Origin of the sequence: Pseudomonas folii, from assembly GCF_014357575.1 — a bacterium.
In the GTDB taxonomy this organism is placed as follows: Bacteria; Pseudomonadota; Gammaproteobacteria; order Pseudomonadales; family Pseudomonadaceae; genus Aquipseudomonas; species Aquipseudomonas folii.
The window spans coordinates 1-14,514 of record NZ_JACONW010000075.1; the positions used below are offsets into that span (position 1 = coordinate 1).

The 14,514-nt window shown below is 58.0% G+C and carries 11 protein-coding genes; 5 read left to right on the forward strand and 6 right to left on the reverse strand.

The features are described 5' to 3' along the window. Positions 1-381: 381 nt before the first annotated feature. From H8S59_RS15910 to H8S59_RS15920, 3 genes are all read right to left on the reverse strand, one after another. Positions 382-2,859, reverse strand: a complete 2,478-nt coding sequence (locus H8S59_RS15910; RefSeq protein ID WP_187522051.1) for a type III effector HrpK domain-containing protein — start codon at positions 2,857-2,859, stop codon at positions 382-384. A 182-nt stretch (positions 2,860-3,041) separates the two neighbouring features. Further along, positions 3,042-3,431 carry a transglutaminase-like domain-containing protein gene (locus H8S59_RS15915; RefSeq protein ID WP_187522052.1) on the reverse strand — a complete coding sequence of 130 codons (390 nt, stop codon included), beginning with the start codon at positions 3,429-3,431 and terminating at the stop codon, positions 3,042-3,044. Positions 3,432-3,722: 291 nt separating this feature from the next. After that, on the reverse strand, positions 3,723-4,502 hold the full coding sequence (locus H8S59_RS15920; protein WP_187522053.1) for a hypothetical protein: 780 nt from the start codon (positions 4,500-4,502) through the stop codon (positions 3,723-3,725). 153 nt (positions 4,503-4,655) lie between these two features. Here H8S59_RS15920 and H8S59_RS15925 point away from each other — a divergent pair, with 153 nt between their 5' ends. Next, complete coding sequence (locus H8S59_RS15925; RefSeq protein ID WP_187522054.1) at positions 4,656-6,743, forward strand: ShET2/EspL2 family type III secretion system effector toxin; 2,088 nt, start codon at positions 4,656-4,658, stop codon at positions 6,741-6,743. Between the two features lie 46 nt (positions 6,744-6,789). Here the strand turns inward: H8S59_RS15925 and H8S59_RS15930 are convergent, their stop codons facing one another. Both H8S59_RS15930 and H8S59_RS15935 read right to left on the reverse strand, forming a co-directional pair. After that, complete coding sequence (locus H8S59_RS15930; protein ID WP_095094636.1) at positions 6,790-7,200, reverse strand: PA2817 family protein; 411 nt, start codon at positions 7,198-7,200, stop codon at positions 6,790-6,792. Between the two features lie 98 nt (positions 7,201-7,298). Next, positions 7,299-9,746, reverse strand: coding sequence for an acyl-CoA dehydrogenase (locus H8S59_RS15935; protein ID WP_187522055.1), 2,448 nt, complete (start codon positions 9,744-9,746; stop codon positions 7,299-7,301). Between the two features lie 409 nt (positions 9,747-10,155). Here H8S59_RS15935 and H8S59_RS15940 point away from each other — a divergent pair, with 409 nt between their 5' ends. From H8S59_RS15940 to arfB, 4 genes are all read left to right on the forward strand, one after another. Next, positions 10,156-10,779, forward strand: coding sequence for a glutathione S-transferase family protein (locus tag H8S59_RS15940; RefSeq protein ID WP_095094632.1), 624 nt, complete (start codon positions 10,156-10,158; stop codon positions 10,777-10,779). Positions 10,780-10,938: 159 nt separating this feature from the next. Continuing rightward, positions 10,939-11,871: an ABC transporter ATP-binding protein gene (locus H8S59_RS15945; RefSeq protein WP_095094630.1), complete on the forward strand. Its 933-nt coding sequence runs from the start codon at positions 10,939-10,941 to the stop codon at positions 11,869-11,871. Beyond that, positions 11,868-12,659 (forward strand): ABC transporter permease, encoded by a 792-nt coding sequence (locus tag H8S59_RS15950; RefSeq protein WP_095094628.1) that lies wholly within the window; start codon positions 11,868-11,870, stop codon positions 12,657-12,659. Before H8S59_RS15945 ends, H8S59_RS15950 begins: the two co-directional genes overlap by 4 nt. A 184-nt stretch (positions 12,660-12,843) precedes the next feature. Beyond that, positions 12,844-13,257 carry an alternative ribosome rescue aminoacyl-tRNA hydrolase ArfB gene (gene arfB / locus H8S59_RS15955; protein WP_027898123.1) on the forward strand — a complete coding sequence of 138 codons (414 nt, stop codon included), beginning with the start codon at positions 12,844-12,846 and terminating at the stop codon, positions 13,255-13,257. Here arfB and H8S59_RS15960 read toward each other — a convergent pair whose 3' ends face one another. Further along, the gene (locus H8S59_RS15960) at positions 13,258-14,466 is read right to left on the reverse strand and encodes an MFS transporter (protein ID WP_095094626.1); all 1,209 of its coding nucleotides are present in this window, start codon (positions 14,464-14,466) and stop codon (positions 13,258-13,260) included. Between the last annotated feature and the right edge of the window lie 48 nt (positions 14,467-14,514).

Here is a 14,514-nt window from a genome sequence, read left to right on the forward strand (position 1 = left end):
GGCGTCTGAACGACGCGGGCGCTACAGAAGATCGGTAAGTTCACACAGCCAGGTCGGCTTTCAGGCCGCCGTGCTTTTGATTTTGATCTTGGGGCGCCCCGTTAAACCACGCTGGCCGAACGTAGATCTGAAACCGTGGGTAACCCGGCAGGACGCCGGGTTAGCCGCACCGGGCCATGGATGGCCCATTGCGGCGGCCCACGGTTTCAGATCTGCGGGCGGGCATCCCGAGCCTAGGCGAGGGACCAAGTGGTGGGGCAAGAGCGTTTTGGTTACTTTTGCGCTGTTCAAAAGTGACGCGCTGTAAAAGCGCAACCAATAGCAGCCATAAACGCGGTAACGGATATGTACAGATGCCTACGCCGTCACCGCCTCAGACGATCAATGCGCCTTGGGAATACCGAACTGGTCCAGCGTTGGATCAACATTATGATCGAAAGCCTTCTGATCCTGTTTTTTGTGCACGGCATCGATAATGGCTTTGATGCCGAACCCTATCGCCATGGCCGCATCGGCGATCCAGCCAACGACAGGCACGGCGCTCGCGACAGCGCTGGCAGCCGCCATGCCTGCAACACGGCCGGCAATCGCGCCGACGGCACGGCCCGCGATTTTACCGGCGATCTCGCCGCCGGCAGTGCTGGATTTGGTTGCCAGGTCATAGCCAACCCGCGCAGCGGTGCCAGCGCCACGGATACTGTCGTAGATCGCTTTACCTGCTTCGGCGTCCTTACCCTGAGCCAGCAATCCGGAAACGGACGTCATAGCGTACACACCACCTGCCGCACCCATGGCGCCACCTGCCATGCCCTTGCCGTCAAGTGCAGTTGTCGCACGCTTTTCAGCTTCGGCTTTCAAGTCCTTTGCGGTGATGCTTTGTGGATCTTTATTGCCCAGCCCCGCGGTGGCGTCCTTGAAGTCGGTAATCATGTCGACGCCAGCCTTGGTGGTCTTCAAGGCGGCTAGCGTGGCCTCGGTGTAGGCGTCCTGGCTGGCAGCGGTAATTTCTGGCGGCAGCACAGCGTCGTAGGCTGCTTTTTGTCCATCGACGTCGGCCAGTACTTTTTCCGGCTTGGCGTCCTTCGACTTCATTTGCTCGTTCATTTTGCCGCCCTGGGCAAAATTCTGTTGGTAAGAGAGTTGCAGTTCGGCGCTCAAATCCGGGCGGTTGGCTACTACATCGCTGGCTGTGGGAACACCCGCGTCAGGGCCGCGCAAATCTTTCTGCATTTGCAATTCGGCGCTCAGGTTGCCGACCGATGCACTGTAATCAGGAGAGGATGGATCCTTGACAGGCTTGCCGTCTTTGTCTTTGGTCACCGCATCAAAATCGCCCCGCATATCGGTTTCCAGTGAGTTACCCGAGGTCAGGTTCTGGTAACGCTCATTGACCGCTTGTTTCAGGGCAGGGTCGTTGCCGATCAACTTCTTCTGCTGTTCGGGAATCGATTTGTCGAGGAAGGCTTGTACGTCTTTATCGCCTTGCAACTGTGCGATCTTTTCCTTCAGAGCCGTTTCGGTCTTCTCGGTCTTGCGTAGACTTTGTCCGGCTTCCACGCTCTCCAGGGTTTTCTGCAGCTTGACCATGACTGCTGCTTTCTGGTCGCCGCTGTACTTGTCAGGATTGGCAAAAACGTCTTCGTTCAGCGCGCTGATATCGACGCTGGCTGTCGCGTTGAGCGTCGCGGCGCTGCTCATCATGGCCGCGAATTCGCCGCCGTTTGTGGGGGCCTGCTTCTTGATCCAGTCTTCTATGTTCCGGGTGCTGATATCGCCGTCGGCGCTTTTCTTCGCCAGTGCCTTGCCTTCCAGGCCGCCCTGGTCGAGCAAGTCAGAGAAACCTGGCTGGGCAAACGTTTTCGCTGAGGTTGTCAGCAAGCTAGACAAGCCAGGGTTGCCAGAGGACAACGCCCTGAGGTCGTCGACCGTGGTGTACTTGCCAACTTTCTCTTCACCCCCTGCGGCTTTTTTCGGATCGGCGCATTTGGTAATGGGTTCGTTGGCCCGCAGCAGCGCCGCATTGGTCACCATCTGCAGCGACTGCGGATCAGCCTTGGGATTGGCTTTCACGTACTCATTGACGGATTTCGCCCCTGCGTCCCGTGCTTTCTCGAGATTTTTTGCCAGCGACTTGTAATCACCATCGGTGGTTTTCCCGTCAGCCTGACCGCCGCGCTTGCCGACGTCCGCTGCGGTCTTGAGCACCGGATTGGCATCGATGAATGCTTTGGCTTTTTCTGCGTCCGGACCGCCCGCAGCGGCCATCTTCGCTGCCGCGATGGGGCGGTTGAGTTCTTTCGCAGCCTGCTCTTGCTGCGCGGGCGGCAAGTTGGCCACCATCGGCCCGAATTTCTCCAGATCTTTTGGTGTGGAGTATTTGGAGTTATCCAGAAACTCGGCATCCTGACCCGTTCTGGCCGTGGGAGCTGCGCCTGTGGGGGCATGAGTGGCCTTGGGGGCTGTCACGCCGAAGGTTCTGTCGACGCCGTCTGATCTGCCGGTGCGCTGCGCACCTGTGCCTTGCGGTTGAGCTGGCTTACCGAATTCTGTTTCCTGGGTTTGATCGCCGCCGGTTGTGCTGAGGCGTTCCAGTACTTCCTTGAATAACGAGATGAGCGCCGAGGGCGAGGGCGCGTCCTGAGTCTTGCCGGCTGCGAACTGACCGTTTGGCTGGCGGGGCACTTGTGTAGTGTTGCCTTGGCCGAAGGAGATGCCGCCACCGCCATTACCGGCCACGAAGGCTTTCATCGGCACTACCGCGCCTTTGACTCCCTGGCCCGGAGCGTCGTTTGAGTGCATCCCCTCCTGACCGTTGAGAGGGATCTGGCTGGGCATATCAGGGGAGACGCGCATATTCATGTTCATTGCCTTCTGTGTGACAACTATTGATACAACTGTGTGGCGAAGCAGTTGAAACGGTTCCAATGAGCGTGATTTTTAAGCAGCGTGCCCACGGCGTACCGGTCCAGACGATGCAATCTCAGGTGAAACCAGGCCGCCACGGCGCTGCAGGCGATTTAGCCGGACTTGGGCGCTTTCGGTCAGGTATGCATCAGGTAGCGGTTCTGGTCTATGCCATACCAGGCCGGGTTGACTTGTCGCCCGAAAACCGGATCGAAGTACTCGCGTTGTTCGCCTTCGCCGCGTTGCAGGATGGTATGGCGAGCAATCATCAGCTCTGCGCCAGGCTTCGCCCCGACGATCTCCGGGCTTTGCGAAGAAAGCTGCACATGCATCTCGCCTTCCATGCTGAACAATTCCAGCCCTGTTATTCCTGCCGCTTCGCCTAGCAGCGAAAACAATCTGGCAAATGATGTGCAGTCGCCGTCGCGGCTGTTGATCATCTCCAGAGGGCTACGTTGCTTATCAATCCGGTAGGCAAATAGCTGTTGCCTGTGATTTTGCGCAGCGATCTTTTCCAGCAGTGCCATGGGCTTTGCGCAACGAACTGGGGTTTTTGAATTGCGCGACCATATCCCGATGTTTACCTGCTAGAAACTGGTCCGGGCTAACGTTTCCAGTAGTTGCGGTACTCACGCTAGTCGTGGCCAGGCTCGGGCGGGAGAGAATGGCAGAAGTGTTGAATATCACGGGCAGGGACCTGGGTTGGCTCTGGAATCATTGAGTGGTTTCAGGCCTGAATACGGTTCCTTTGACGCGAGACCTGGCGGTGATCCTGGTTTAAGTCCAGGGGGATGGATGAGTAAAAAAGATTGATATCGCTATCGATCTGGCTGGCCTGTTTGAGTGGGGCCGTTTTTAGGCTGTTCTGTCGACGGCTTTTGGCGGATCACCCCAGTCTCCTTCTTTGCAGGGGGCTGTGGCGCTTCAGCTCGCGGACCCTGGTTTTCGAAGTCGGACCTGACATTGGAGTTGGCATCTTCACGGGGCGCACGAGTTGGCAGCGGCTGCGCTGTGCCAGAATTCTGTTGTGGCTGATCCGTGGCGTTATTCACCCCGGTGTTTTGCCGACCGTGACTCGAGGTTTTATTTAGCAGGTTTCCCAAAATCGTAGCGCCCAGGTTTCCGCTCGACAGAAAGTCCTTGTGCGTGGACTTTGCAGGGCTTTCAGGCTGTGGAGGGGTAGGCGGAGGGGATACGGTATTCGCCATCTTCGTGCCCAACGTCAGCAGGGCTCTACCTTTGCCGTCACTCATGCCCAGAAAGTCGAGCACCTCAGACATAGGTTTTTCCAGCCCGATGCTGAGCGTGGTTGCACCATGGGCTGGCCGGTCCAGCTCGATCTCGCGACCGGTTTCAGTAGTCCGGACGGACTTTGGGCGTTCTTCGCCGCTCAACACCTTCAATGCCACGTCGAACATTTTTTGCTGCAAAGGACTGAGTGATGCTCGTTTCTTATCCAGCCAAGGCCCGGGAAAGTGCATCTTCGCGCCCATGGAAATGTTATCGGCTACGTGAAGATTGGCCGACATTGAGGGCTTGTCCGGTTTACCGACTTTCAAGGCGACCGATGTCAGGGATGGATGAGAAATATTGATCATGAGGGTGTACTCGGGAGAACGGTATTTCCCTGAGTGGCCCGCACGCTTATCCAGTTCCCGCAGACGACGCTGAGGCAGAGGCCCATAGCGACAAGGAACCGGGCAGGCCGGAATCGCCACAGAGGGGAATGCTATTCAGAGGATTTCGTCCCCATGCCCCCAAATCATTTTCTTGGACTGCCCCTTCGACCTGCTGTGAGGCCTCGCCCTGAGAGCAGTAGTCATACACGCCAGCCGGAGGCCTCTTCTTCAAAGTCTCGTCGTCCGAAGGCCAGCGGATCAAGGCCTCAGCCCCGCAACAGGCCGGACCCGATCAAACCCGGCAAGGATGAAGTCTATCTCTCCAGTAAACGTGGCCCCATTGTCGATCTGAATATGGAAGTCACTCAGCCATTGGCGATGTGCCGTCATCTCGCTTTCAATTACCTGTTTGGTGACGAGCCTGCCGACGTGCGCGGTGGGAAGGATTTCCTGGACCGGGCGGCCAAATCCAAAGCCCACTTACAGGCGTTCTACGATCACCCCAGCAACCCCCATTCCCGCGCTGACGCGGGAACAGACGCGTTGGAGCTCATCGTCGGGCGTAACAACCCACTCCTTATTCCCGACAAATTTGGACGCTGGCTGGACGACATGTTTCGTCAGGTGGTCGACAAACGGCTTCCTGAAGCGCGAATCATGCTCCGCACTTTTAACCATGACTTGCCCATCCACATCCAAAACAAAGGGGACCGCATTACCCTGGCTTTTTACGACCCCAACGATTCCAACGTACACCGTCGGCTGGAGCGTTATCCGGATCAAAGCGTCTCGGATATCACCTTTGATAAAGCCTTTCCCGACAACAGTGCCTACTTCGATGAAGGCCGTTATCCGTTTATACAAGCCGTCAGCAAGGATGTGAGGCATCCCGCAGACGACATGAAGTATTTCCGCAGAGGGTCCAGATTGCCCATGGATGTCGACAGGTCTCTGCTCAGAACTGTCTGGGGAGTCGGATCTCTCCAGGGGTTTCTGGGGCTGTGCGACTACATGAAACGCAAGGGGCTGGTCGGTAGCAAGGCCATTCCTTATCTAAGCGCGCCTGTAAGTCGGCTCAGAGGGTTTGCGAAAGGTGTCGATCCGGACGGTTTGAACCATGAAAGTCAGCGCCTGCGTTTGCAGGTTTTTGTAACCGGCATGACGAAGTTGAAAGTGCCCAGTTCAGCCGCCAAAAAATTGCTGGCACCCAGCATTGAGAAAAATCGCAAACCTTTGGGATATTGCCTGCATTTGCCGGCCCAGAACCCTGGCTTTGTCGCTGATTACCTTTCGTTGCTAGAGAATGCTCGCCTGAACGACGCCGATTTGTTCGATGTTATCCGTGGCGACCCTAACGATAATAATCTGGCCGTGGCCATGGAGAATCAGAAGGCGGGCGACTTCCATCTTCTGTTTGATCGACTGGAAAGCCTGCAGCTTCATAAAGGAAGGCTGGCGAGGCTGCTTGGCGCCACCACTGCTAACGGCCAGCCCGCGATCGCGGATGCGGTTTCTTTCAGTCATCCCGACATGATCTCGGCCTTCATCGAGCGCGTCAGTCAATGCGATCTGCTCGATACGCAGGAAAAATACCAGCTGCTGCAAGGCAAGGATTCCGAGGGTGATACTTGCCTGCAGCGCGCAGCGAGGTTTGAAGACCCCGCCTGCATCAATGCCTACCTCAGCGCGTTGGCAAACAGTGGCCTGCGTTCGCATGAAGTGGTCAAACTGCTTGGCAACCGCAAGCAGGATCAATCTAATATTATCCCGGACATTTGCGCGCCCCCCATTACTGGCTGGACGGCGACATCCATAGCCGCCGGCAAGACAATGCTGGCAGGCTACTTCGAAGGTATTGCAGCGCTGAAACTGAGTCCGGCTTCCTTGCGCAAGGTGCTTGCACCGGAGCAGGAAGATGCACTTGCAGCCTCTCGGGTCATCTTTGCTGGAGATCCGCAGGTCACCGCCGCGTTCAATAAAATCCTCGACGCAATTCCGCCGATGGACGCTATCGAGTTGATCAAGGGGCCGGCGAGTCCAGGCCACAGCACGCTGGAAAGGCTGCGCAATTCCAACAACCCAAAACCGGATCACGAGGCACTTTACTTCCGCTTGCTCGACCGCCAGCGACGACGAAGCGCGCCCGTGCCAGCGCAGCGCAGCGGCAGTCAGCAATACGCCCAGTACCAGTCAGATCGATTCAGACGTCAGCACGGTTGAGTGCGTGGCGTCAGGGGGATCGGTGTCTGGCGATTGTGAATCACGATCAGTGTTTGCTGCCCTGAGAAGGCATGGCCAGCAGTTGCTTTTCCATGTTCCAGTCAAACGGCTCGTCGTTCTGCTCGGCTTCGTAGCGACGCTCTTCCAGCGACTGATACAGCTCGATTTCTTCGTCAGGCATGAAGTGCAGGCAGTCACCGGCGAAGAACCACAGCAGATCGCGAGGGACCAGATGGGCGATTTGCGGGTAGCGCTGGATCACCTGACACAGAATGTCCTGGCCCAGATACTGGCTTTCGATAGGGTCTTGCGGCAGCAGGGTCAGTAGTTCGTCGAAGCGCTCCATGAACAATGCATGGCTTTCTTCGGGAACCTGCTCGGCCTCGCCCAGTGCGACCAGGATGCTGCGCAGGTGTGCCAGCAGGTTCAGTTGGTGGTCGAGATTGGCGTCGGCCATGGGGCAATCCTCAAAGACAAAAAAACAGGCGCGAGAGTATAAAGCTCTGCGCGCCTGCTGTGGGGTTGGACCGACCAGTTCCCTCAATACATCTGATCTCAGCGAATCTTGCCTTCGCTCAGGGTCAGCTCTTCCTTGGCAAAGTCATCCACATCGATCACTTTCCGTCGGGCCGCTTCTGCCGTTCTCAGCGTGGCTGCTTCGTCCAGCTGCAAGACGTTGGCGTTGAGCGCTGCGTCGATCACGTGCTCGCCTGCCGCCGGTTTGAACTGACCGCCCTTGAAAGCCACATGCAGCTTTTTGTGCAGTGGTTTCGCGGCGTTCAACAGGTCGCTGGCATGTTGCAGCGCACCGACTGCGTCGTCTGGCGATTGCGGGCGGTAGCAGCCTGCCAGCAATTCTTCCAGGGTCGGATCGCCTTTGGCGCGGCCCAGTACAGCGGCAACCTGTGCATCCAGCGCATCGGACGGGCCTTTGTGACGACGTCCGAACGGAAACACAACAACGCGCAACAGAGCGCCCAGCACACGGTTCGGGAAGTTACTCAGCAGCTCATCCAGCGCGCGTTCCGATTCACCCAGTGCTTCTTCCATCGCCCAGCGGAACACCGGTTGCAGATGTTCAGGGTAGTTCAGGTCGTGGTAGCGCTTGAGGGCTGCCGATGCCAGATACAAGTGGCTCAACACATCGCCCAGTCGCGCTGACAGACGCTCGCGACGTTTCAGTTCGCCGCCGAGCAACATCATGCTCAGGTCGGCAAGCATGGCGAAAGCTGCGGCCTGGCGATTCAGCGCCCGGTAGTAACCCTGGCTCAGGCTGTCGCCCGGCGCTTTCTCGAAGTGCCCGAAGCCCAGATTGAGGATGAACGTGCTGGCGGCGTTGCTGACGGCAAAGCCGATGTGCTTGAGCAGCAGGCTGTCGAATTCGAGCAGCGCTTGATCATGATCGGCGCGACCGGCCAAGGCCATTTCCTTGAGCACGAATGGATGGCAGCGAATCGCGCCCTGGCCGAAGATCATCAGGTTGCGCGACAGGATGTTCGCGCCTTCGACGGTGATGAAGATCGGCGCACCTTGCCAGTTGCGGCCCAGATAGTTGTTCGGGCCCATGATGATGCCCTTGCCGCCATGTACGTCCATGGCGTGGGTGATGCACTCGCGGCCCCGCTCAGTCAGGTGGTACTTGAGGATTGCCGAGAGCACTGAAGGTTTCTCGCCAAGGTCCACTGCGTTGGCGGTGAGCATGCGGGCGCTGTCCATCAGCCATGCGTTACCGCCGATCCGTGCCAGCGACTCCTGAATACCTTCGAAGGCGGACAGGGGAACGTTGAACTGCTCACGTACCTGCGCATATTGGCCGGTGACCAGACTGGTGAATTTGGCAGCGCCGGTGCCGACGGCTGGCAAGGAGATGGAGCGTCCCACCGACAGGCAGTTCATCAGCATCATCCAGCCTTTGCCGAGCATTTCCTGACCACCGATCAGGTATTCCAGCGGGATAAATACGTCTTTGCCAGAGTTGGGGCCGTTCATGAATGCCGCGCCTAGAGGCAAGTGGCGACGGCCGATTTCAACGCCCGGTGTTTCAGTCGGGATCAATGCCAGGCTGATGCCCAAGTCAACCTCTTCACCCAACAAGTGTTCCGGGTCGTATGCCTTGAACGCCAGGCCAAGGAGGGTGGCGACGGGGCCGAGGGTGATGTAGCGCTTTTCCCAGTTCAGGCGCAGGCCGATCACTTCTTCGCCCTGCCATTGGCCTTTGCAGATAACGCCGGTGTCCGGCATGGCGCCTGCGTCGGAACCCGCCAGCGGACCGGTCAGGGCGAAACACGGAATGTCATCGCCCCGCGCCAGACGTGGCAGGTAGTGGTTACGTTGTGCGTCGGTACCGTAATGCAGCAACAGTTCTGCAGGACCGAGGGAGTTGGGGACCATGACCGTCGAGGCCAGGTCGCCACTGCGGGTCGCCAGTTTCATCGCTACTTGTGAGTGGGCGTAGGCCGAGAAGCCTTTGCCGCCGAACTCTTTGGGGATGATCAGGGCAAAGAAGCCATGTTGTTTGATGTGTTCCCAGGCACGAGGCGGCAGGTCCATGGCCTGGCCGATTTCCCAGTCGGTGACCATCGCGCACAGCTCTTCTGTCGGGCCGTCGATGAAGGCTTGTTCTTCCTCAGTCAGTTGGACTTTGGGATAGCTGAGCAGCAAGTCCCAATCAGGACGGCCACTGAACAGTTCGCCATCCCACCAGACGGTGCCTGCGTCGATAGCGTCGCGCTCGGTTTCCGACATGGGCGGCAACACTTTCTTGAACCAGGTGAACATCGGCGCAGTGAAATGTTTGCGTCGCAGGTCCGGCAGCGCCAGCGGCACTGCCACGGCCAGCAGCAGGATCCAGAAGATCACCATCAACCAGGTCGGCGCATGGCTGATCGCGCCCATCGCCAGCAAATAAACAGCGACCACGCCCAGCGCAGGCATTGGTGCAACGCGGCGGTGCGCCAGCCAGGCGATACCGACGACCAGAACCACAATCCACAACAACAGCATAAGTAATCCTCCGTGATGACAGCAGCGAGCAGCCACTATCAAGAGCCGGGGCGTGTTTCGTCAAGAAGGTCGCCCGAGCGGGTGCATGGATAGTGACCCTGGCGGGGGGAGGGAGTTTCACGGCTTGATCTGACCACCATTTGTCGTGGGACCGGCTTTAGCCGGGAAGAGGCCGGGACAGCCGCTGAATGTGTGGAATCTGCCAGGCAGCTTTCCCGGCTGAAGCCGGTCCCACGTCATCAGTGTGTCCTGTGGGATCTGAGCCTGGCCTGGTCTTCATCGCGAGCAAGCTCACCCCACAGGAGCGCGCCCGAACATTTAGCTTACGTGCCAACATGGAATGTCCCACATGAAGCCCGCGTTTCGCTGTAAATGGCCTATCCTGTCGCCCATCTTCAAGGAGAAACCAATGCTTAAAATCTGGGGGCGGAAAAACTCTTCCAATGTGCGCAAAGCACTGTGGATTGCTGAGGAACTGGGCCTGCCATACGAGGCGCTCGACGCTGGCGGGGCGTTTGGGGTGGTGGACGGTGCTGAATATCGGGCAAAGAACCCCAACGGTCGTATTCCGATGATCGAAGATGGCGACTTTGTGCTGTGGGAATCCAACGCCATCGTGCGCTACCTGGCGGCCCGTCATGCACCTGACTCGGCACTCTATCCCGCCGATCTACAGCAACGTGCAACCGCGGACAAATGGATGGATTGGACCACTTCGACCTTTGCCGGTCCTTTTCGCGATGTGTTCTGGGGCGTGTTACGAACTCCGGCCGAGCAGCAGGACTGGGTGCAGATCAACGGCGCGATCAAAACCTTGCAGAGTCTGCTGATCGTTGTCGACGAGGCTCTTCAGAAGCAGCCTTACCTGTCCGGTGCCGAATTCGGCATGGGCGACATCCCGCTGGGCAGCTTTATTTACGCCTGGTTCGAAATGCCGATTGAACGACCAGCCATGCCGCACCTCGAAAGCTGGTATGAGCGGCTTAAAGCCCGGCCGGCTTATCAGACAGCAGTCATGACCGCGCTCACTTGATTCGCTGAGTCAGATGAGCCGCATCGATAGCTACTATCAATAGATCGCGCTGTACTTGAACGACTTGGCCGAGCACCATTGCGGTGCTGGCCAGAGTTGTAATCAGGTGTGTCAGCCCTCATCTATATCCCCTATTTCTTCACTGGTAATTTTTCCGACATGAGTTCTGCTCTATCCATCCGGCAGCTAACCAAAACCTACGGCAACGGTTTCCAGGCCCTGAGTGGTATCGATCTGGACGTCGCTGAAGGTGACTTTTTCGCTTTGCTCGGCCCTAACGGCGCGGGCAAGTCCACCACCATCGGCATCATCTCGACGCTGGTCAACAAGACCAGCGGCACGGTGAATATCTTTGGCCATGACCTGGACCGCGAGCCCGCGGCGCTCAAGCGCTGCATCGGCGTGGTGCCACAGGAATTCAACTTCAACCAGTTCGAAAAAGCCTTCGACATCGTCGTGACCCAGGCCGGTTACTACGGGATCCCGATGAAGATCGCCAAAGAGCGCGCCGAGCAGTACCTCACCCAACTGGGGTTATGGGACAAGCGTGACGTGCCTTCGCGCTCGCTGTCCGGCGGCATGAAGCGACGTCTGATGATCGCCCGGGCGCTGATTCATCAGCCGCGGCTGCTGATCCTTGATGAGCCGACTGCGGGTGTTGATATCGAGTTGCGTCGTTCCATGTGGTCGTTCCTCACCGAGTTGAATGAGCAGGGCACCACCATCATTCTGACCACGCACTATCTGGAAGAGGCCGAGCAGCTGTGCCGCAACATCGGCATCATCGACCACGGGGTCATTGTGGAAAACACGGGCATGAAGCAGTTGCTCAACAAGATGACCGTGGAAACCTTCCTGCTGGACCTCAAACACGAGCACAGGGTAGCGCCGCAGCTGACGGGTTATCCGAACACGCTGATCGATAGCCATACCCTGGAAGTCCAGGTCGACAAGAACGTGGGCATCACCGCACTGTTCAGCCAACTGGCGGCGCAGAATATTGAAGTGCTGAGCCTGCGCAACAAAACCAATCGCCTTGAGGAGTTGTTCGTGTCACTGGTGGAAAAAAATCTGGCGAAGGTGGCGGTATGAGCAACGAAACGACTTCCGAGCTGCGCCCCAATCTGGTTGCCCTGAACACTATTGTCTATCGCGAAATACGTCGTTTCATGCGCATCTGGCCGCAAACCTTGCTGCCGCCAGCGATCACCATGGTTTTGTACTTCGTGATCTTCGGTAACCTGATTGGTCGGCAGATTGGCGACATGGGTGGCTTCACCTATATGCAATACATCGTGCCGGGTCTGATCATGATGTCGGTGATCACTAACTCATATGGCAATGTGGTCTCGAGCTTCTTTGGTGCCAAATTCCAGCGTTCGGTGGAAGAGTTGATGGTTTCCCCGGTGTCCCCTCACACCATATTGATCGGCTACGTGCTGGGTGGTGTGCTGCGCGGGCTGGCGGTGGGCATCATCGTGACGATCCTGTCGATGTTCTTCACTGATCTGCAGGTTCACCATCTGGGCGTCACCATTGTGGTGGTATTGCTGACCGCGACCATCTTCTCGCTACTGGGCTTTATCAATGCCGTGTTCGCGCGCAACTTCGACGATATCTCGATTATCCCGACCTTCGTGCTGACCCCGCTGACGTACCTGGGCGGCGTGTTTTATTCCATCAGCCTGCTGCCGCCGTTCTGGCAAACCGTGTCGCTGGCCAACCCGGTTCTGCACATGGTCAACGCCTTCCGTTACGGCATCCTGGGTGTGTCCGACATCCGCATCAGCATTGCCATGGCGTTCATGGTGATTGCGACGATTGTGCTGTATGTCGCTTGTGCGCGGTTGCTGGTGAGCGGGCGCGGGATGCGTTCTTAGTAGACACGGTGCTTGGTTTGACGTCGTGGGACCGGCTTTAGCCGGGAAGACGGTATTTCGGCAGAAAGATATGCTGTGGCTGTCCCGGCCTCTTCCCGGCTAAAGCCGGTCCCACGACGGTGACACGGCCACGAAAATTGTCGGCGACAAGGTATGCATCGCTCCAAGGTAATGTGAAAACACCATGCTGGTAATCTCCAACAACGTTCACCTCCCCGATGCGGAAATCGAATTGACTGCCATCCGCGCACAGGGCGCGGGTGGGCAGAACGTCAATAAGGTTTCCAGTGCGGTGCACCTGCGTTTCGACATCAACGCTTCATCGCTGCCGCCTTTCTACAAAGAGCGGTTGCTGGCGTTGCGTGATAGCCGGATTACCAGTGAAGGTGTGCTCGTGCTAAAGGCCCAGCAATACCGCACTCAGGAACAGAACCGCGCCGATGCGCTGGAGCGTTTGACCGAGCTGATCGTCAACGCGGCCAAGGTCGAGAAGAAGCGCCGGCCGACCAAGCCGACGCTGGGGTCCAAGACCCGCCGCCTGGAGTCGAAGACCAAGCGTGGCTCGATCAAGGCGGGTCGCGGCAAAGTGGATTTCTGATCAGGCGCTCTGTTGGCGCGCCGCTTTGGCCTGCTTGTACAGCCAGACGCTCAACGCCAGGCCGCTGAGAGAGGCGAGGGCTGCAAACAGGAAGATCGAGGCGAAGCCAAAGCCTGCGGCCACGGCACCCGCTACTGGACCGGTGATCCCCAGCGACAAGTCAATGAATAGCGAATAAGCGCCGACTGCCGCGCCCCGGCTGGAAGCTGGCACCAGATTCACTGCCTCGACACCCAGAGCGGGGAACACCAACGAGAAACCAAAGCCGGTCAACGCCGCGCCAGCCAGTGCCAGCTCTGGGGATGGCGCCATCCACAGCAACAGCAAGCCTAGACTTTCAACGCTCAGGCAGCCAATCGCCACTTTGAAGCCGCCAATCCGGTTGATCATGTTGCCGAACAACAGCCGCGCCCCGATGAACGACGCGCCGAACAGGCTTAGACACAGCACGGCGTTCGGCCAGTTATGGCTGTTGTAATAAAGCGTGATGAACGTAGCGATGGTGCCGAACCCTATAGACCCCAGCGCGAGGCCCATGCCGTGCGGGAAAACCTTGCCGAGCACGTGAATGAAAGGCATGCGCTCGCCATGCACGATCGGTACGGCTTCTTTGTTCCAGCCCAGTTTCAACCCGAGCAGGGCGAGCAGGATGATGCTTACGCCCATGCTCCATAGTCCCAGTGTGCTGACCAGCATCACCCCAAGCGGAGCGCCGATGGCCAGTGCGCCGTAGCTGGCGATGCCATTCCAGGAAATTACTTTGGCGGTGTTCTGCGAGCCAACGCGGCCAATGCCCCAGCCTATCGACCCGGAACCCACGAGGCTCTCGGCACTGCCCAACACCAGTCGGCCGAAGAACAAGCTGATCAGGCTGACCATGGGCCACGCCTGCAACCAACTCGACAGCAGCATGAACACACCGCTCAGTCCGCAACCGGCCAGGCCGAATAGCACCGCTTTCTTGGGGCCGAGGTTATCAATGATGCGCCCGGCATACGGGCGGCTGAGCAGCGTTGCCAGGTATTGCACGCTGATCACCAGCCCGGCTGTCACCGCGCCGAACCCCAGGTCGGTGTGGACATACCCCGGCAGGACCGCCAGCGGAATACCGACGTTCAGGTAACCGATGAAGGTGAACATGACGATGGAGACGACTTGCAAAGTGACTGCCATGGGGCGTTGCGAATCACTGCGTGGTGTATCAGGCATGGGTAAGCGGTCCACTGTAACGGCGGGGAAATCAAACGAGGCTGCAGG

Bases quoted from the DNA above. Each gene is read 5' to 3' on its own strand.
- H8S59_RS15910 (WP_187522051.1), bottom strand. From the start codon at position 2,859: ATGAATATGCGCGTCTCCCCTGATATGCCCAGCCAGATCCCTCTCAAC.
- H8S59_RS15915 (WP_187522052.1), bottom strand. From the start codon at position 3,431: ATGGCACTGCTGGAAAAGATCGCTGCGCAAAATCACAGGCAACAGCTA.
- H8S59_RS15920 (WP_187522053.1), bottom strand. From the start codon at position 4,502: ATGATCAATATTTCTCATCCATCCCTGACATCGGTCGCCTTGAAAGTC.
- H8S59_RS15925 (WP_187522054.1), top strand. From the start codon at position 4,656: ATGCCCCCAAATCATTTTCTTGGACTGCCCCTTCGACCTGCTGTGAGG.
- H8S59_RS15930 (WP_095094636.1), bottom strand. From the start codon at position 7,200: ATGGCCGACGCCAATCTCGACCACCAACTGAACCTGCTGGCACACCTG.
- H8S59_RS15935 (WP_187522055.1), bottom strand. From the start codon at position 9,746: ATGCTGTTGTTGTGGATTGTGGTTCTGGTCGTCGGTATCGCCTGGCTG.
- H8S59_RS15940 (WP_095094632.1), top strand. From the start codon at position 10,156: ATGCTTAAAATCTGGGGGCGGAAAAACTCTTCCAATGTGCGCAAAGCA.
- H8S59_RS15945 (WP_095094630.1), top strand. From the start codon at position 10,939: ATGAGTTCTGCTCTATCCATCCGGCAGCTAACCAAAACCTACGGCAAC.
- H8S59_RS15950 (WP_095094628.1), top strand. From the start codon at position 11,868: ATGAGCAACGAAACGACTTCCGAGCTGCGCCCCAATCTGGTTGCCCTG.
- arfB (WP_027898123.1), top strand. From the start codon at position 12,844: ATGCTGGTAATCTCCAACAACGTTCACCTCCCCGATGCGGAAATCGAA.
- H8S59_RS15960 (WP_095094626.1), bottom strand. From the start codon at position 14,466: ATGCCTGATACACCACGCAGTGATTCGCAACGCCCCATGGCAGTCACT.